This is a genomic window from Streptomyces sp. NPDC053048, assembly GCF_044547045.1.
Lineage (GTDB): Bacteria > Actinomycetota > Actinomycetes > Streptomycetales > Streptomycetaceae > Streptomyces.
The window spans coordinates 373,912-390,738 of the sequence record NZ_JBITZS010000007.1 but is presented as its reverse complement, the minus strand read 5'-3'; the positions used below and the strand labels follow the sequence as shown (position 1 = coordinate 390,738).

The following is a 16,827-nucleotide window of genomic DNA, read 5'->3' as shown; positions in this document are numbered from 1 at the left end:
CGTCGGTGGTGGGCGTCAGATTTCCGCGAGCAGCGACTCGACGGCCTGCTTGGGGCGTTCGAGCAGCGTCCGGGCGGCGCGCGCGGCGGCGTCCGGGTCGCCGGAGGCGATGGCCTCCATCAGGGCGTGGTGGTCCCCGTGGATGATGCGCGGCATGTCCCGGTCGCCGAGCGCGGTGACCAGCGCCTCGCGCACGGAGCTGCTGAACCAGGCGTAGGCGGCCGTCAGCGCGGTGTTGTGCGCGGCTTCCACGACGGCCCGGTGGAACTCGACGTCGTGGTCCGCGTAGAGCTCGAGGCTGCCGGAGTCGGGCTGGCCGTCGGGGTCCTCGAACGCCGTCTGCGCGTCCAGCGCGGCCCGCATCCGGTCCAGGTCGGCGGGCTCGTGGCGGAGCGCGGCGAGCCGGGCGGCCTCCGCCTCCAGCGCGATGCGCAGCTCCAGCACATCGCGTACGCCGGCGCGCTGCAGACCGCGCATGATCTCGCCGGGGTCGGCCGTGGAGACCACGAAGGTGCCCTCGCCCTGCCTGGAGCGCAGCATTCCGGCGTGCACGAGCACGCGGACGGCCTCGCGGACCGTATTGCGCCCCACCTGCAGCTGCTCGGCCAGAGCGTGCTCGGTGGGGATGCGCTCGCCCACCCGCCACTCACCGGCCGCGACCTGCGCGCGCAGCTGTTCCACGACGGTGTCGACGAGGGACCGGCGTCCCGCCGCACGAAGGGCCATGGCCGTAACTCCTTGATTCGCCCGGTTGCCCAGTCATCCTACAACTCGCCTCGCCGGCCGCTGCGCCCTCTTGCGCCCCCGGCTACCGTCGAAAGGTGAGCCTGGACGGGATGCGGTCGCTGGGGTCGGCCACTCGCGCCCAGGTCCGTGCCTGGGTCCGTTCCACTCCCGGCACACACATCTGGCTGCTCGTCATCGGCATCACCAGCCTCGTCATCGCGTCGGCCAGCGAGGGGCTGGAGGCCTTCCTGCTGCACCGCACCAGCAGCAACATCCACGAGCTCGATCAGCACCCGCTGCAGTCGCTGCTGATCAGCGGCTTCTGGATGGTGAACCCGTCCTCGTTCCTGCTCTACGCCGTGCTCTTCGAGGTCTTCCACGCCAACGTCGAACGCTGGCTCGGCACCGCCCGCTGGCTGTGCGTGGTCGCCGTCGCCCACATCGCGGCAACGCTCATCAGCCAGGAGATCCTGCTGCTGGCCATCGAGAGCCATTCCGCCCCACGCTCGATGAAGCACGTCGTCGACATCGGCGTCTCGTACGGGCTCGCCGGATCGGTCGGCGTCCTCGCCTACCGGGTGCCCCGGCCGTGGCGCTGGGCGTACCTGGCGGGAGCCGTGCTCTTCTTCGCCGTGCCGCTGACGACGGGCGGCACGTACACCGACATCGGCCACGCGATCGCGCTCGCGCTGGGACTGGCCCTGTGGCCGCTCACGCGCGGCCGGCCGACGTGGCGCCGGCCTACCGGCCGAAAAGCCGCTCGAGAACCAGCGCGATCCCGTCGTCCTCGTTGGAGGCGGTGACCTCGTCGGCCACCGCCCGCAGCTCCGGGTGCGCGTTGGCCATCGCCACACCGTGTGCGGCCCAGCCGAACATCGGGACGTCGTTGGGCATGTCGCCGAACGCGATCGTCCCGGCCGCCTTGAGGCCCAGCCGACGGGCCGCCAGCGAGAGCCCGGTGGCCTTGCTCAGGCCCAGCGGCAGCAGTTCGACGATGCCGGCGCCCGCCATCGTCACGCCCACCAGGCCGCCCGCGACCGTCCGCGCGACGTCCGCCAGGGCGTCGTCGTCGAGGTCGGGGTGCTGCAGGTAGAGCTTGTTCAGGGGCGCCGCCCACAGCTGGGCCACGTCCGTGATCGGGACGGCCGGCAGGGGCCCGTCCTGGACGCGGTAGCCGGGGCCGACCAGGACGTCGCCGTCCATGCCGTCGAGGCTGGCGGCCAGGTACAGCGGGCCGACCTCGGCCTCGATCTTGGCGACGGCCAGCGCGGCGAGCTGCCGGTCCAGCGTCACCGACGTCAGCAGCCGGTGCTCACCGGCGTGGTAGACCTGTCCGCCCTGGCCGCAGACCGCCAGGCCCCGGTAGTCCAGCGCGTCGAGGATGTGCCGGGTCCAGGCGACCGTCCGCCCGGTGACCACGATGTGGGCGGCGCCCGCCGCCGTGGCCAGCCCGAGGGCGGCGCGGGTGCGCTCCGAGACCGTGTGGTCGGAGCGCAGCAGCGTGCCGTCGAGGTCGGTCGCGATCAGCCGGTACGGCAGGTCGTGGTCCGTCACCTGGTCCGTCACTTGGCGACGGGCTCCAGGAGCTCGCGCCCGCCCAGGTAGGGGCGCAGCACCTCGGGCACCCGCACGGAGCCGTCGGCCTGCTGGTGGTTCTCCAGGATCGCCACGATCGTGCGCGGCACCGCGCACAGCGTGCCGTTGAGCGTCGCCAGCGGGCGGACGTTCTTGCCGTCACGCATGCGTACGGACAGGCGGCGGGACTGGAACTCGTTGCAGTTGGACGTCGAGGTCAGCTCGCGGTACTTGCCCTGGGTGGGGATCCAGGCCTCGCAGTCGAACTTGCGCGAGGCGGACGAGCCCAGGTCACCCGTGGCGACGTCGATCACCTGGTAGGGCAGCTCCAGGGCGGTCAGCCACTGCTTCTCCCACTCCAGCAGGCGGGCGTGCTCGGCCTCGGAGTCCTCCGGTGCGATGTACGAGAACATCTCGACCTTGTCGAACTGGTGGACGCGGAAGATGCCGCGGGTGTCCTTGCCGTACGTACCGGCCTCGCGGCGGAAGCACGGGGAGAAGCCCGCGTAGCGCAGCGGCAGCTGGTCCGCGTCGATGATCTCGTCCATGTGGTACGCGGCGAGGGGGACCTCGGAGGTGCCGACGAGGTAGAGGTCGTCGTTGTCGAGGCGGTAGACGTCCTGCGCGGCCTGGCCGAGGAAGCCGGTGCCCTCCATGGCGCGCGGCTTGACCAGCGCGGGCGTGAGGACCGGCGTGAAGCCGGCGGCGGTGGCCTGGGCAATGGCGGCGTTGACGAGGGCGAGCTCGAGCAGCGCGCCGACGCCCGTCAGGTAGTAGAAGCGCGAGCCGGAGACCTTGGCGCCGCGCTCGACGTCGATGGCGCCCAGCGCCTGGCCGAGCTCGAGGTGGTCCTTGGGCTCGAAGCCCTCCGCGGCGAAGTCGCGGGGGGTGCCGACGGTCTCGAGGACGACGAAGTCGTCCTCGCCGCCGCGCGGCACGTCGGGGTGGACGATGTTGCCGATGCGCAGCAGCAGCTGCTGGGCCTCGGCGGCGGCCTCGTCCTGCTCGGCGTCGGCGGCCTTGACGGCGGCGGACAGCTCGCCGGCCCGCTTCAGCAGCTCTGCCTTCTCGTCACCGGAGGCCTTGGGGATGAGCTTGCCGAGCGACTTCTGCTCGGAACGGAGCTCGTCGAAGCGGACGCTTGAGGACCTGCGCCGCTCGTCGGCGGAGAGCAGCGCGTCGACGACGTCGACGTCCTCTCCACGGGCACGCTGGGACGCGCGCACACGGTCGGGGTCCTCACGAAGCAGGCGAAGGTCAATCACCCCTCCAGGCTACCGTCGTGCACCGCGCCCGCTCGACGCGATATTCCTATCCGTGGCGATATGTCCTGTTTTGGGGATTCGGAAAAGCCCGATGCGGAAACGAACGAAAGGCGATCACCGGAAATTCCGGAAAAGGGGCGCAGAGCGGTCGATCCTTGGCGCCCCTGGCTCGTTGTCCACAGGAACAATGGCTTCCGGTTCTTTGTCCACAGGGTGTGCGTGAAATCTGTGGATGTCGGAATGAAGGATTCCGCCTGCTCTGTCATTCGCCGGAGTTTCTTGGGGCAAACCTCGTTCTCCCGCTCTTTCGGGTGGTATTCACTCCCCCTAAAGGGTTGTTCGAGGCTTTTCGATGGACCGGGCGGCAGTGGACGGCTGGGCGGGGCTGTGGATGGTCGGATGGATGGCTAGAGAGATTTGTCGACCTTGACCGTTTCGTTCTGAGCGTCGACACCTGGTCGTGTCGACTTATCCCCAGGTCGAGACGAGCCTGTGGATAACCCTGTGGGTAAGTCCACAGGGCCGGGCGGTTCGCTCAGGCCCGGCCGTCCTGGCAGCGCGCCAGCCAGTCCGCCGCCGCCACGAAATCGCTGTCCGACGTCCCCGCGCGCACCGTGCCCGGGGCGCCCGACCGGTCGTCCGGGTCAACACCCGCACGCGGATACGAGCCCAGGAACCGCACCTTCGCGCACGTCCGCTTGAGCCCCATCAGCGCCTCGGCCACCCGGCGGTCGCTGATGTGCCCCTCGCAGTCGACGGAGAAGCAGTAGCGCCCCATGCCCTCACCCGTGGGCCGCGACTCGATCCGCATGAGGTTGACGCCCCGCACCGCGAACTCCTGCAGGTACTCCAGCAGGGCGCCCGGGTGGTCGTCGCGCTGCCACATCACCAGGGACGTCCGGTCCGCGCCCGTGCGCGCCGCCGGCCGCGCCGGGCGGCCGGCCAGGACGAAGCGGGTCTGCGCGTTCCGCGCGTCGTGGATGTCGGTCACCAGCGGCTCGAGCCCGTACGTTGCCGCCGCGAACTCCCCGGCGAACGCCGCGTCGTAGCGGCCCTCGCGCACCAGGCGCGCCCCGTCCGCGTTCGACGCCGACGACTCCCACACCGCGTCCGGCAGGTTCGCCGCCAGCCAGTTGCGCACCTGCGGCTGGGCCACCGGGTGGCCCGTCACCGTCTTGATGTCCTCCATGCGCGTGCCGGGCCGCACCAGCAGCGCGAAGGCGATCGGCAGCAGCACCTCGCGGTAGATCATCAGCGGTTCGCCGGTCGCGAGTTCGTCGAGGGTCGCGGTGACGCCGCCCTCCACGGAGTTCTCGATCGGCACCAGCGCGGCGGCGGCCTCGCCGGCGCGCACCGCGTCGAGCGCGGCCGGCACCGACACCATGGGGACGAGCTCGCGCGTCGCCGCCTCCGGCAGGGTGCGCAGGGCGGCCTCGGTGAAGGTGCCCTCCGGGCCGAGGTAGGTGTAGCGGGTTGCCGACCTCACGCGATTCTCCTCCGGAACGATCACTTGGCTTCGCCGCCACGATACCCATGCCGTGGCCGGGCCACGGCCGGATCCGTACCGGTCCCGGCCGCCGCCGGCGGGCACCGGGTGATCGTTCCGGAGCGGAGGGGTCAGCCCTCCAGCAGCCGCTGGCCCACGTACTCGCCCGGCTCGCAGCCGCCCGGCACCGCGAACAGGCCGCTCGCCTCGTGCCGCAGGAAGCGCGAGAGGCCGTCACCCCGGTCGAGCTTGCGCTGCACCGGCGTGAAGCCCTTCAGCGGGTCCGCCTGCCAGGCGATGAACAGCAGCCCGGCGTCCGGGGCACCGTCGTCCAGGAAGCCGTCGTGGTACGAGAACGCGCGCCGCAGCATCGCCGCGCCCCGGTTCGTCGCCGCCGAGGCCACCCGGATGTGCGCGTCGCCCGCGATCGCCAGCACACCGTCCGGACCCACCTTGTTGAGGTCCGCGCGCGTGCTCTCCGTACCGCCCGACAGGGGGGCGCCGTCCGACTTCCGGCGGCCGATCACCCTCTCCTGGCGTTCCAGCGACAGGTTGTCCCAGCTGTCGAGCAGCATCCGGATGCGCCGGAAGACGGCGTACGAGCCGCCCGCCATCCACGCGTCGGCACCGGAGCGGTCCTCCGGCACGAAGACCCGCGTGGAGAAGTTCGCGTCCGACGGCTTCGGGTTGTTCGTACCGTCGATCTGGCCCATCAGATTGCGGCCGGTCATCGGCTGCTCGGTGGCGCCCGGCGTGCGGTTGAAGCCGTTCATCTGCCAGCGCGGCTTGGCCGTGCCCACCGCCAGCTTCTGCAGCAGCCGCAGCGCGTGGAAGGCCACGAGCGCGTCGTCCGCGCCGATCTGCACCCACAGGTCGCCGTTGCTGCGCTTGGCGTCGAGCGCGTCGGCGGTGAAGGCGGGCAGCGGGTCGAGCGCGGTGGGCCGCTTGGCCGTCAGCCCCGTCCGGTCGAAGAACGAGTGGCCGAAGCCGAAGGTGATCGTCAGGGACGACGGCCCCGCGTCCAGGGCGACCCCCGACTCGTCGCCCTGCGGGACTCTGCCCTGCGTCATCTCCGCCGCCGCGTCCGACCAGCGGCGCAGCAGCGCCGCGGCCGCCTTGCGGTCGGCCTGCGGCACGAGGTCGAAGGCCACCAGGTGGCCGTGCGCCTGCGCGGGCTGGACGATGCCGGCCTGGTGGGTGCCGTGGAAGGGCACGCTGCCCGAGCCGACGGAGGAGAGGGGGTCGGGCCCTTCGCGCACCGCCGCGCCGCCGGCGGCACCGGCGGCACCGCCCACGACGAGTGCGGCCGCACCGGCGGCCCCCGCGGTGCCCAGCAACCGCCGCCGGGAGACGGAGGCCGGGCTGTCCGGCATGTCGCCGGCGGTTCCGCCGGACGTGGTGTCAGTCTTGTCAGCCATCAATTGATCTTCACGTTCTCGATCTCGGTGACCTGGTCGATGTCCGAGGTCCGTACGGTCAGGGACAGCTGCCAGTCGCCGGCCATGGGCAGCCGGAAATCGGTGGCCTGCCAGTGACCGGCGGACTGCCGCACGAGGGCGGCCCGCAGGGGACCGATCTGTTTTTCCTTCTCGGTCATGGCCAGTGTGAGCTCAGGTACGTCCACGGGGCGGCCGGAGACGTCCGTCAGAGTGACGTCGAGGGTATTGGCGCCTGTTCGCGCGGGGGCGACGGTGACACGGGCGGTGCCGCGTCCGTTCGCGCCGCCGGTGTCGTAGGCGATGCGTACCTCGGCCGGTTCCCGGGCGGCGCTCGCGGCACCGCCCGCCCGCTTCTGCTCGGCCTCGGCGCGGCCCGGCTGGGTGCCGGTGAGCAGGGTGGTGACGGCCAGCAGGACGACGGCGACGGCCGCCTCCGCCAGTACCGACCGCCGCAGGCCGCTGCGGTTCTCGTCGGCGTCGCGGGCACGGCGTCCGGCGGCCTTGTCCAGGGCGGCCCGCTGCCGGGCCAGTTGGGCTGCGCGCACGGGATCCCCGGCGGCCGCCTTGCCGGACGCCCTGGGCTCCTTCCGCGCGGACGCCTTCGGCCCGGCGGCGATCTCGGAGAGCCTGCCCGTCCACCGGCGCGAGAAGAAGGCCACCGCCAGCATGACGGCGACCAGCGCCACCTTCAGCAGCAGCCAGCGCCCGTACTCCGTGCCCGTCAGCGTGCTCCAGGAGAAGCCGATCTGCCGCCAGGCCTGGTAGAGCCCGGTGGCCACCAGCAGGCACACCGACGCGAACGCCAGCCGGGAGAAGCGCCCCGCCTCCGACCGCCGCACCGGCTCGCCGGACCACAACGCGGCCAGCAGCGCCGCGAGTCCGCCCAGCCAGATGGCCACGGCCACCAGGTGGACCACGTCGACCGGCATCGCCAGCCACGGCTGGATGCCCGCCGAGGCGTGCTCGGCCACCGCCCACGTCGCCGCCAACCCGGTCGCGACGACCGTGCCGCCGATCCCCAGCCCGTAGGCCACCTCGCGCCGCCGCGTCTCCGTCCCGTCGGCCACGCGCGCGTGCGTGCCGAAGAGCACCGCCAGGAACACCGCCGCCGCGCTCAGCAGCAGCAGCCGCGACAGCAGCGCGGCGCCCGGCTTGGTGGACAGCGCGTCGCCCAGCAGCGACAGGTCGAGGACCGACCCCATCCCCTTGCCGGCCGTGTAGGCGCCGCGCAGCAGCAACAGGGCGGTCGTCGAGACGAACAGGGCGACCCAGCCGCCCACCGCGATCCGCTGCACCGTCCGCGACGAGCGGCACACGCCGGCGAATACGCAGCCGCCGACGAGCAGGACGAAGCCGGCGTACGCCGCGTACCGGCCGATGCCGTAGAAGGCACCGACGGCCGGGTCGACGCCGGCGGCCGCCGAGTCCACGGCGACCGTGGTCCTCGACGGCGCCCCGACGGAGAAGGTGAAGGCCCCGGCCACCGGATGGCTGTCCGCCGAGACGGCCTGCCAGGCCACGGTGTAGGTGCCGTCGGCGATCCCGGCGCGCAGCGCCACGGCGGCCGTCTCGGACCTGCCGCCGACGTGCTCCGGGGCGCCGGCATCGACACGCTCGCCGCGCGGGTCGAGGACCCGCACCGAGTCCGCGCTCAGCAGCACGCCCTCGGAGAAGGTGAGCGTGACCTTCCGGGGCGCGCCCGGTACCACCGACCCGTTGGCCGGGTCGGTGGAGGTGAGCGCGGCGTGTGCCGACGCGGTGCCCGCGCCGAACGTCAGCGTGCACAGCAGCGCGGCGAGCAGGGTGCCCAGGAGCGACACCGTTCGCCGGGCGGCGGTCGGGGACTTCATCGCGATGTCAGCCCTCGGGACGGAAGGTCGTGCTCTCGACGGGCACCTGGATCCTGATCGGCGCCGAGGTGGCGAAGTGCAGGGTGAACTCGACCTTCTCGCCCTGCTTCGGCTTGTGGTCGAGCTTGCCGAGCATCAGGTGCGTGCCGCCGCGGGTGAGCGAGAGCTTGCCCTTGGCGGGCACCTCCAGCTTCGCCGCGTGCTTCATCTGCGCGCCCTCGGTGGTGTGCAGGGTGACGTCGCGCGACAGCGGGCTGGTGACCTTGGTGAGCTGGTCGGCCTTGCCGCCGTCGTTGGTGACGGTGAAGTAGGCGGCGGCCATGTCGGTCATCGCGGGCTGCGGCAGGTAGGCCCCGCTGACGGACAGCTCGGCCCTGCCGGAGGACAGGGCGTTCTTCTCCGACTGGCAGCCGGTGACCAGCAGCAGACCCCCGGCGAGGAGCAGCGGCAGGGTGGTGGCGGTGGCGGCGGTGACCTTGTTCATCTTCTTCGGGCGCATCACGGGTTCTCCCCCTTGACGATCTTCGGGAGATCCTTGGCGTACTGCTCGGACGTGGTGGAAGCGGTGTAGATCCAGTGGCCGCCGTCGTCCTTCGGCGAGAAGCCGACGACCTCGGCGCCGTGGCTGACGGTGATGGAGCCGTCCTTCTCCTTCTTCGGCGGCTCGACGAGGATGCCCAGCGGCTTGGCCGCGGCCTGGATCGTGGCGAAGTCGCCCGTCAGGCCGACGATGTCCTTGCCTCCCTGGGCGTCGAGCCACTCGCGCATCCGCTGGGGGGTGTCGCGCTCGGGGTCGGTGGTCACGAAGACGACCTGCAGCTTGTCCTGCTCGTTCTTGGACAGCTTCTTCTCGGCGGCGGCGATGTCGGAGACGACCGTCGAGCAGACGTCGGGGCAGTAGGTGTAGCCGAAGTAGAGCAGGACCGGGCGGCCCTTGGTCTCCTTGACCAGCTCGTACTGCTTCTCCGAGGTGTCCTTCAGGACCAGGTCGGGCTTGGCCTTGGGGGAGTCGAGGACGATCGCCCCGGCCTTCCTGGGCTCGGCGGAGACGTCGGCGGCGGGCTTGTCGGCCGCGTCGCCCGAGCCGTCGCAGGCGGTCAGGGTGAGCGCGGCGGCTATCGCCAAGGCCGCGCCCGTGAACTTGGTGCGCATGGAGTGCTTCTCCAGGGGTGGTCGGTGCTCCCGGCCCGGCGGACGCGTACGGACACGCGCCCGCCGGAGCGGAACTTTCCGTGCTGTGGAGCGGACGCCGGTGGAACGGACGTCAGGCGGATTCGGACGTCAGCCGGAACGGACGTCAGCCGGATTCGGACGTCAGCGGGAACGGACGTCAGGCGGAACGGACGTCAGGCGGAGCGGACGGCGTCGGACGGACCGGAGCCGCGCCGGCGGCCGGCGAGCACGCCGAAGGCGACGCCCGCCACGCCGGCGACGATGCCGGCGACGCCGAGGACGCGCGCGGTGGTGTCGGAGCCGCCGCCCGCGTCAGCGGACGTCTCCGTCGTGGCGGCGGCCGCCTCGGCCTCGGTGCCCTTGTCGCCCTTGGCGTCCGCCGCGTCCTTGCTCCCCGGCGCGGCGGCCTTGTCGATGAGCTTGAGGACGGGGGCCGGGTGCTCGGCCTCGTGGCCGCCCGGCTTGGACGCGTCGATCCAGCGGACGACGTCGTCGTCCGAGTACGTCTGCAGGGCCTTGAAGACCAACTCGTCGGCGTCGGTGGGCAGCTTGCCGACCGACAGCGGGAACTGCTGGAACTGGCCCGGCTCGATCTTGCCGCCGCTCCAGGTGACCTTGCTGACGGCCTCATTGATCGTCTTGCCGTGCATCTGCACCGGCTTGTCGAGCTTGGTCTTCTCGACCTTCACCTCCCAGCCCGGCACCGCCTGCGGCATGACCGAGACCAGCGGGTGCTTGGGGTCGAGGCTCAGCTCGAGCTTGACCGTCGACGCGTCGTCCTTCTCGTTCGGCACCTTGATGGCGATGGTGCTGTAGCCGCCCTTCTCGGCGGTGCCGGGCTGCACGCTGACGTGGGCCGAGGCGGGGCCGGCGAGCAGCAGCACGCCACCGGCGGCGAGGGCGGCGACGAGGGAGGTACGGGCGGCGCGGATACGCGATGCGTTCATGGAAAGCACTCCACTGGCAGGAGGGGACGAGACGGGGGTGGCGCGCGTGCGGCGGCGCCGCGACCGCTCCTTCCGCCCCGTCCGGGCGGTGGTGCGTCGCGTCGTCAGGCCGCGAGGACGCAGCGCGGCGGGCCCCGCCTGATCACAGAGTGCTGGAGTTCCGGCTCGCACAGCGGACGTTCGTCGTCCGCACCGCCCGTACGGCCCAGTGACGCGGCGGGCGCCTCGGGAGCCCGGAGGCGGACGAGCAGCAGGGCGGCGCCCAGCGCCCGGACGAGCCCGGCCAGGCCGTGCGCCGACCGCTCCGACAGCCGCGCGAGCCGCCACAGAGCGGCCTCGCCGCACCGCAGCAGCCAGCCGAGGACGAGCGCCGCGAGCAGGTGGCCGAGCAGCATCAGCGGCGAGGGCAGCAGCGCGTGCGCGAACGACCCCGCGCCGGCGTCCGCGGGCGCGGCCGTGGCACCCGTCGCGTGCACGGCGGGGTCCAGCCCGGCGTCGGTGATGATCCGGCGCGCCTCGGCGGCGGACATCGGGCGCTGGTCGCAGACCAGCTGCCCGGCGAAGTGGACCAGATGGCCCTCGGAGGGCCCGCTGCCGCCGGACGTTCCCGCGCCCCGCTGCGCCAGCCCGAAGAGCGAGTGCAGCGCGAGCTGCGCGACGGCCAGGAAGGCGGCGATCTGCGGCAGCGAGCGCTCCCGGCCGGCCAGCGGCACGGTCACCGCGAGGACGGCCACGAACGCCGCGCCCAGCGTCCACGGCGGAACGCCCGCACAGGACGCCAGCACATGCCCGCACGCGGACAGCAGAACGCAGACCGCGGTGAACACCGCGGCCCGGATCAGTCGCAGATCGGCGCCGGCGCGCGCGACGGGGTGAGGCATGGCTGCGCCATCATCCCACCGCCCTTACCAGGTCCCTACGGCAGGGGCTTGATCGTCGCGCCCCGATGGTCCGGTTCGTCACCTCGTCCCCATACACGTCCCCGGCCGCACGGCGCGTCGGCCGAATGAGCGGTCTCACACATCCGGCACGCTTACCGCGCGCCTCACCCGGCTATACGTATCGGTATGTCGAGCCGCAGCCAGGAGGCTGAGCATGAGCATTTGGTGGTCACTCCACTTGCGGCGCGAAGCCGCGAGCGTTCCGCTCGCCAGGCGGCTTCTGATCGGTGCGATGGAGACGGCCGGCGTCGACCCCGAAACGTCCTACGACCTCGCGGTCGCGCTCAGCGAGGCGTGCGCCAACGCCGTCGAGCACGGTGGTGACGCCTCCACCGGCTATCACGTCACCGCCCTCATCGACGGCGACACCTGCCGCATCGAGGTCACCGATTCCGGTCCGGGCTTCGCCGAACGCGCCCGGCGTGCGCGCCGCCGCCCGGCGCGCACGCTGTACGAAAGGACCCCGGCCTCCGTCCAGGACGAACACGGCCGGGGTCTCTTCTTGATCGCTTCCCTCACCGACCACGTCCGCGTCCGCAACCGCCCGGGGCGGCAGGGCGCGGTGGTCAGCTTCGACAAGATCCTCAAATGGAGAGAGGGCGGGCCACCGGCGGCCGCGCTGCTGAAGGCGTCGTGAGGGGTCCGGCGACGGTGGGGGATCCCCGACGCGACGCGAAGGAGCCGCGGCCCGCCCGTGCGGACCGCGGCTCTCTTGCGTGGAAGGTCAGCTCGCCGAGCCCTTGAGGTCCGCCATCCAGGCCTCGACGCCGGCGGACGTGCGCGGCAGGCCGGCGGAGAGGTTCCGGTTGCCGTCCTCGGTGACGAGGATGTCGTCCTCGATGCGGACGCCGATGCCCCGGTACTCCTCGGGCACGGTGGTGTCGTCGGCCTGGAAGTACAGGCCGGGCTCCACGGTCAGCACCATGCCGGGCTCCAGGACGCCGTCGACGTAGGTCTCGGTGCGGGCGACCGCGCAGTCGTGGACGTCCAGGCCGAGCATGTGGCCGGTGCCGTGCAGGGTCCAGCGGCGCTGCAGGCCGAGCTCCAGGACGCGCTCGACCGGTCCCTCGACCAGGCCCCACTCGACGAGCCTCTCCGCCAGCACGCGCTGGGCGGCGTCGTGGAAGTCGCGGTACTTGGCGCCGGGCTGCACCGCCGCGATGCCGGCCTCCTGGGCCTCGTACACCGCGTCGTAGATCTTGCGCTGCAGCTCGGTGTACGTGCCGTTGATGGGCAGCGTGCGGGTGACGTCGGCGGTGTAGAGGGTGTGGGTCTCCACGCCCGCGTCCAGCAGGAGCAGTTCGCCGGAGCGGACCGGGCCGTCGTTGCGCACCCAGTGCAGGGTGGTGGCGTGCGGGCCGGCGGCGCAGATGGAGCCGTAGCCGATGTCGTTGCCCTCGACCCGGGCGCGCAGGAAGAACGTTCCTTCGATGTAGCGCTCGCTGGTCGCCTCGGCCTTGTCGAGGATCTTCACGACGTCCTCGAAGCCGCGGACGGTGGAGTCGACGGCCTTCTGCAGCTCGCCGATCTCGAAGGCGTCCTTCACCAGGCGCTGCTCGCTGATGAAGACCCGCAGCTCCTCGTCGCGCTCGGCGGTGACCTTGTCCGTCAGCGCCGCCTCGATGCCGGCGTCGTGGCCGCGCACGGCGCGCACCGGGCCGGTGGCCTCGCGCAGGGCGTCCGCCAGCTCGCGCACGTCCTTGGCCGGCAGGCCCAGCAGCCGCTCGGCCTCGGTCAGGCTGTGGCGGCGGCCCACCCAGAGCTCGCCCTGGCCGTCGAGCCAGAACTCGCCGTTCTCGCGGTTGGAGCGGGGCAGGAGGTAGACCGTCGCCTCGTGGCCCTCCCCGGCCGGCTCCAGCACCAGGACGCCGTCCTGCGTCCGGTCGCCGGTGAGGTACACGTACTCGGTCGAGGCGCGGAAGCTGTACTCGGTGTCGTTCGAGCGGGTCCTGAGGTTGCCCGCCGGGATCACCAGGCGCTCGCCGGGGAAGCGGGCGGAGAGCTCGGCGCGGCGGCGCGCGGTCTCGGCGGCCTGGGGTATGGGCTGCAGGTCGTGCAGCTCGGTGTCGGCCCAGCCGGACTTCATGCTCTCGGCGAGTTCATCGGAGACGGCGGGGTAGAGGCCGTTCTTCCGCTGCTTGATCGGCTCGTCGCCTTCGGGGTTCTCGGGCGCGGGCTGCTGCTCGGTCACTGGCTTTCCTCCTCGAACGGGGCCGCTTTCCATCGTATGTGCGGAGGAATGTGGCCGAGAAGGCTGTGTCCGATGGCGATCGAAGGCGGGGCGCGGCCCGGGGCGCGCTCAGTCGAAGTGCGCCACCAGGAGTACGACGTCGTCGTCCTCCGGCCCGTCGGGGCCGTCCGGCAGGACCTTGCGCAGCACGTGGTCCGCGACCGCCTCGGGGTCGTGCCGGGCGGAGCGGGGCACGCTCGCCGCCGCCGAGTGCAGGCGGGTGAAGGACCGGTCCATGGCGTCGCCGGCGCGGTTGAGGAGCCCGTCGCTGTAGAAGAGGAGCGTTTCTCCGGGCGCCGGTTCGATTTCCACGCTGGGTGCCTCCCAGCAGGCGAGCATGCCCAGCGGCGCCGACAGCGAGGTCTCCACGTACTCGGTGCGGTCCGCGCCCGTGATCAGCGGTGAGCAGTGCCCGGCCCCCGCGACGACGACCTTGCGGGCGGCGGGCTCGCAGTAGGCGAACAGGGCGGTCGCGGTGCGGGCCGGCTCGGTCAGCCTGAGCAGCAGCTCGAGGTCGGAGAGGACGGCGACCGGATCCTCGCCCTCCATCACCGCGTACGCGCGCAGCGAGGCCCGCAGCCGCGCCGTCGCGGCGGCCGCGCCCGGCCCGGAGCCGGTGATTCCACCGATGGCCAGGCCCAGCGCGCCCTCGGGCAGCGCCAGCGCGTCGTACCAGTCGCCGCCGCCGTGCGGCCCGGTGCGGTGCCGTACGGCCAGGCGGACGCCGGGGACGCGGGGCAGCCGTCCGGGCAGCAGCTCCTCGCGCAGGCCGGACAGGGTCCGGCGGGCGCGGGTCAGTTCCAGCAGCCGGGCGAGGTGTTCGGTGGCGTAGCCGCAGTAGAGGCCGGCCAGGTGACGCTGGCGCTCGGTGGGCTCGGCCGGTTCGTCGTACAGCCAGACGGCCGCGCCGATGCGCCCGGCGGCCGTGGCGGCGCCGGCCTCGCCGCCGGGTGCGGGCGCCGACTCCAGCGGCAGGGCGTAGCTGGCGGCGTAGCCGAGGCGGGCGGCGACCTCGCGGTGGCGGGGGTCGAGGTCGTCCTCGCCGGGGATGTCGGGGTGGATCCGGCCGGAGCGGTCGCCCTCGGGCGGCAGGTCGTCGAGGAGGCGGACGTAGGGGCCGGGCGCGGCGCGGTCGTGCGGGATGGTCTCGATGTGGCCGATGTCGGCGTGCCCCAGGCCCAGGCCCACGGTCAGCGGGTGTCCGTCGTGGTGGTCGGGGTGGAGGGTGACCAGGCCGCGGCCGGCGCCCACCAGCGAGGCCCCGGCGCGCAGCAGTTCGCGCAGGGCGGCGTCCAGATCGGGGGTCCGGGCCAGGCGCTCGGTCAGCTCCTGGAGCGTGGTGAGGTCGGAGACCCAGCCCGCGAGGCGGTCGTGCACCCGGGGGTCGGAGGCGGGGGAGGAGGGCCCGGGGGCGGAAGGGGGAGGAGGAACTGCGGGGGCGGAAGTGTGCGCGGGAGCGGGGACCGGTGGATCGATTCCGGCCACTTTCGGCAGCTGGGGCGTGCTCATGGCCGTCCGCTCCGGGCGACCCGCGCGGGGCAGGCCTGCGGACCCGGCGGCCGGGCGTCGCGGGGCAGCCCGCCGCGCCCTCTCGACCAGCGGCTTGGCCTGGGATTTCTGCGCAATAGCATCGCAAACCCCCTGTCGTGTTGCGCGCTATCAGTGCTCCACATGTACACGCCCGCACAAGGGGATGTCCAGCATTGGACCAATGGGATTGGTGGTGTCTGGTGAGGTTCCGTATAGCTTGAAGTTTGGCCGGAAAAAAGTGCCGCGGCCCTGCTTCTGCTGTCGACTGGCGTCGCTCCAACAGCGCGTCACACCCAGCACGATGGGGTCACACCCGGCACGATGGGTACGTACTCGGAGAAGGGCAGGGGCAGTTGGGGCCGCCCCGCAACCCGGCGGCGGACCCGAGCGTCTTATCGGTCGACGGCCACGCCCATCCCCGAGCGGCGTGGGGCAACCCATGCCGCGGGCGAGGGGCGCACCGGCTCAGCACGAAGCGCCATGCGCGCGCCACCCCCCGCCAGGTTTCACGCTCGGCCCGCGGCGTGATGCGCTGCGTTGTATACGCAGTGACTCGAGATCCACGTGGTGTGCCGGCCCGAGGGGCCACGGCGCGTTGAGTACCGCGCCGAGCAGTGCCCGTAGTGCCATGTAGTCCCCGTGGTCCAGGGGCTACGCGTAGTCCATGCAGGCCGTGCAGTCCCTGCAGTTCATGTCAGCGTGTTCAGTATGTGCGACACGGTCCTTGCCGACAGGCAAGGACCCACCTTCGGCGTTCACGGAAAGGAACGAGCGCTCATGCGCGAGATCCTCGGAAGGCGACGCAGGCTCTCCCTCCGGCGGGCCGGCCGGTCCGCGGTGCTCACCGCGGCCCTGACCTACGCCACGGAGTGGCAGTGGCCCGTACTCCCCGGCGTGGGCCTGCGGCCCGGCATCGGCCGCGTGCGCGAATGCGGCTGCCCCGACCCCGATTGCGTGATCCCCGGCGCCCACCCCTTCGACCCCGGCCTGCTGGCGGCGACCACCGACGCCCGGATGGTGCGCTGGTGGTGGACCAACCGGCCGGAGGCCCCGGTGGTGCTCGCCACCGGCGGCCGGGCGCCCTGCGCGGTGAGCCTGCCGGCCGTCGCCGGCGCCCGCGCGCTGGCCGCCTTCGACCGGGCGGGCGTGCGGCTCGGCCCGGTGGTGGCCACCCCCACCCGCTGGTCGCTGCTGGTGGCCCCCTACTCCCTCGAGGTCCTCGGCGAACTGCTGCACAGCCAGGACTGGGTGCCCGGCTCGCTGCGCTTCCACGGCGAGGGCGGCTACGCCGTGCTGCCGCCGTCGCCCACCGGCGCCGGACGGGTCCGCTGGGAGCGCGCGCCCCGGCCGGCGGGGGCCGTGGCCGGGCGCGGCGGACGGCCCGGCGCGGGCCGCCGCGTCGACGGACTGGCCCGGCCGTGGCTGCCCGACGTGGCCACCGTGATCGACGTCCTGGTCGAGCAGAGCGCGGGCACGCCCGGCGGCGACGGCAGCAAGCTGGCCTACTGATCCGCCCCGGCGGTGATGGGAGCGGCAGGCCCCGGCACGGGTGTGTGAGGGCGCGTACGGACGGGAGACGCCCGCGCTCCTCACTCGTACGGGTGCAAGCCGCTCCGAGAACCGCAGGAAACGGGCGTGCGAGCGCCTCGGGAGGGCGGTCGTGCC

15 protein-coding genes are annotated in these 16,827 nt (G+C 72.8%); 3 read left to right on the top strand and 12 right to left on the bottom strand.

The window, feature by feature from the left end; genetic code table 11:
• Positions 1 to 15 precede the first annotated feature (15 nt).
• Entirely contained in the window at positions 16 to 726 is a 711-nt protein-coding gene (locus ACIG36_RS21150) for a FadR/GntR family transcriptional regulator (protein WP_399929842.1), read from the bottom strand.
• Between the two features lie 110 nt (positions 727 to 836).
• On the opposite strand from ACIG36_RS21150, the gene ACIG36_RS21145 reads away from it, so the two are divergent.
• Complete coding sequence (locus ACIG36_RS21145) at positions 837 to 1,529, top strand: rhomboid-like protein (protein WP_399930109.1); 693 nt, start codon at positions 837 to 839, stop codon at positions 1,527 to 1,529.
• Here the strand turns inward: ACIG36_RS21145 and ACIG36_RS21140 are convergent.
• The 9 genes from ACIG36_RS21140 to ACIG36_RS21100 all read right to left on the bottom strand — a co-directional run bounded on the left by ACIG36_RS21140 (position 1,468) and on the right by ACIG36_RS21100 (position 11,342).
• Positions 1,468 to 2,292, bottom strand: a complete 825-nt coding sequence (locus tag ACIG36_RS21140) for an HAD family hydrolase (protein WP_399929839.1) — start codon at positions 2,290 to 2,292, stop codon at positions 1,468 to 1,470. The genes ACIG36_RS21145 and ACIG36_RS21140 overlap by 62 nt on opposite strands.
• Complete coding sequence (gene serS / locus ACIG36_RS21135) at positions 2,289 to 3,566, bottom strand: serine--tRNA ligase (RefSeq protein ID WP_399929836.1); 1,278 nt, start codon at positions 3,564 to 3,566, stop codon at positions 2,289 to 2,291. The genes ACIG36_RS21140 and serS overlap by 4 nt, the downstream gene beginning before the upstream one ends.
• A gap of 535 nt (positions 3,567 to 4,101) precedes the next feature.
• Entirely contained in the window at positions 4,102 to 5,052 is a 951-nt protein-coding gene (gene pheA, locus ACIG36_RS21130) for a prephenate dehydratase (protein ID WP_399929833.1), read from the bottom strand.
• Positions 5,053 to 5,183: 131 nt separating this feature from the next.
• Positions 5,184 to 6,425, bottom strand: a complete 1,242-nt coding sequence (gene efeB, locus ACIG36_RS21125; protein WP_399930107.1) for an iron uptake transporter deferrochelatase/peroxidase subunit — start codon at positions 6,423 to 6,425, stop codon at positions 5,184 to 5,186.
• Positions 6,426 to 6,469: 44 nt separating this feature from the next.
• Positions 6,470 to 8,341 (bottom strand): copper resistance CopC/CopD family protein, encoded by a 1,872-nt coding sequence (locus ACIG36_RS21120; protein WP_399929830.1) that lies wholly within the window; start codon positions 8,339 to 8,341, stop codon positions 6,470 to 6,472.
• Positions 8,342 to 8,348: 7 nt separating this feature from the next.
• Positions 8,349 to 8,840 carry a copper chaperone PCu(A)C gene (locus ACIG36_RS21115; protein ID WP_399929827.1) on the bottom strand — a complete coding sequence of 164 codons (492 nt, stop codon included), beginning with the start codon at positions 8,838 to 8,840 and terminating at the stop codon, positions 8,349 to 8,351.
• The gene (locus ACIG36_RS21110) at positions 8,840 to 9,493 is read right to left on the bottom strand and encodes an SCO family protein (RefSeq protein WP_399929824.1); all 654 of its coding nucleotides are present in this window, start codon (positions 9,491 to 9,493) and stop codon (positions 8,840 to 8,842) included. The genes ACIG36_RS21115 and ACIG36_RS21110 overlap by 1 nt, the downstream gene beginning before the upstream one ends.
• A 194-nt stretch (positions 9,494 to 9,687) precedes the next feature.
• A complete protein-coding gene (locus ACIG36_RS21105; protein ID WP_399929821.1) occupies positions 9,688 to 10,461 on the bottom strand; it encodes a YcnI family protein in 774 nt (257 codons plus the stop codon).
• 104 nt (positions 10,462 to 10,565) lie between these two features.
• Positions 10,566 to 11,342 carry a hypothetical protein gene (locus ACIG36_RS21100; RefSeq protein WP_399929819.1) on the bottom strand — a complete coding sequence of 259 codons (777 nt, stop codon included), beginning with the start codon at positions 11,340 to 11,342 and terminating at the stop codon, positions 10,566 to 10,568.
• Between the two features lie 214 nt (positions 11,343 to 11,556).
• Here ACIG36_RS21100 and ACIG36_RS21095 point away from each other — a divergent pair, with 214 nt between their 5' ends.
• Positions 11,557 to 12,039, top strand: coding sequence for an ATP-binding protein (locus ACIG36_RS21095; protein WP_399929816.1), 483 nt, complete (start codon positions 11,557 to 11,559; stop codon positions 12,037 to 12,039).
• 87 nt (positions 12,040 to 12,126) lie between these two features.
• Here ACIG36_RS21095 and ACIG36_RS21090 read toward each other — a convergent pair whose 3' ends face one another.
• The gene (locus ACIG36_RS21090; protein WP_399929813.1) at positions 12,127 to 13,593 is read right to left on the bottom strand and encodes an aminopeptidase P family protein; all 1,467 of its coding nucleotides are present in this window, start codon (positions 13,591 to 13,593) and stop codon (positions 12,127 to 12,129) included.
• Between the two features lie 108 nt (positions 13,594 to 13,701).
• Positions 13,702 to 15,141 carry a PP2C family protein-serine/threonine phosphatase gene (locus ACIG36_RS21085; RefSeq protein ID WP_399929810.1) on the bottom strand — a complete coding sequence of 480 codons (1,440 nt, stop codon included), beginning with the start codon at positions 15,139 to 15,141 and terminating at the stop codon, positions 13,702 to 13,704.
• 798 nt (positions 15,142 to 15,939) lie between these two features.
• Here ACIG36_RS21085 and ACIG36_RS21080 point away from each other — a divergent pair.
• Positions 15,940 to 16,671, top strand: coding sequence for a bifunctional DNA primase/polymerase (locus tag ACIG36_RS21080; RefSeq protein ID WP_399929807.1), 732 nt, complete (start codon positions 15,940 to 15,942; stop codon positions 16,669 to 16,671).
• Positions 16,672 to 16,827: the final 156 nt, after the last annotated feature.

Bases quoted from the DNA above. Each gene is read 5' to 3' on its own strand.
- ACIG36_RS21150 (WP_399929842.1), bottom strand. From the start codon at position 726: ATGGCCCTTCGTGCGGCGGGACGCCGGTCCCTCGTCGACACCGTCGTG.
- ACIG36_RS21145 (WP_399930109.1), top strand. From the start codon at position 837: ATGCGGTCGCTGGGGTCGGCCACTCGCGCCCAGGTCCGTGCCTGGGTC.
- efeB (WP_399930107.1), bottom strand. From the start codon at position 6,425: ATGCCGGACAGCCCGGCCTCCGTCTCCCGGCGGCGGTTGCTGGGCACC.
- ACIG36_RS21120 (WP_399929830.1), bottom strand. From the start codon at position 8,341: ATGAAGTCCCCGACCGCCGCCCGGCGAACGGTGTCGCTCCTGGGCACC.
- ACIG36_RS21115 (WP_399929827.1), bottom strand. From the start codon at position 8,840: ATGCGCCCGAAGAAGATGAACAAGGTCACCGCCGCCACCGCCACCACC.
- ACIG36_RS21110 (WP_399929824.1), bottom strand. From the start codon at position 9,493: ATGCGCACCAAGTTCACGGGCGCGGCCTTGGCGATAGCCGCCGCGCTC.
- ACIG36_RS21105 (WP_399929821.1), bottom strand. From the start codon at position 10,461: ATGAACGCATCGCGTATCCGCGCCGCCCGTACCTCCCTCGTCGCCGCC.
- ACIG36_RS21100 (WP_399929819.1), bottom strand. From the start codon at position 11,342: ATGCCTCACCCCGTCGCGCGCGCCGGCGCCGATCTGCGACTGATCCGG.
- ACIG36_RS21095 (WP_399929816.1), top strand. From the start codon at position 11,557: ATGAGCATTTGGTGGTCACTCCACTTGCGGCGCGAAGCCGCGAGCGTT.
- ACIG36_RS21085 (WP_399929810.1), bottom strand. From the start codon at position 15,141: ATGAGCACGCCCCAGCTGCCGAAAGTGGCCGGAATCGATCCACCGGTC.
- ACIG36_RS21080 (WP_399929807.1), top strand. From the start codon at position 15,940: ATGCGCGAGATCCTCGGAAGGCGACGCAGGCTCTCCCTCCGGCGGGCC.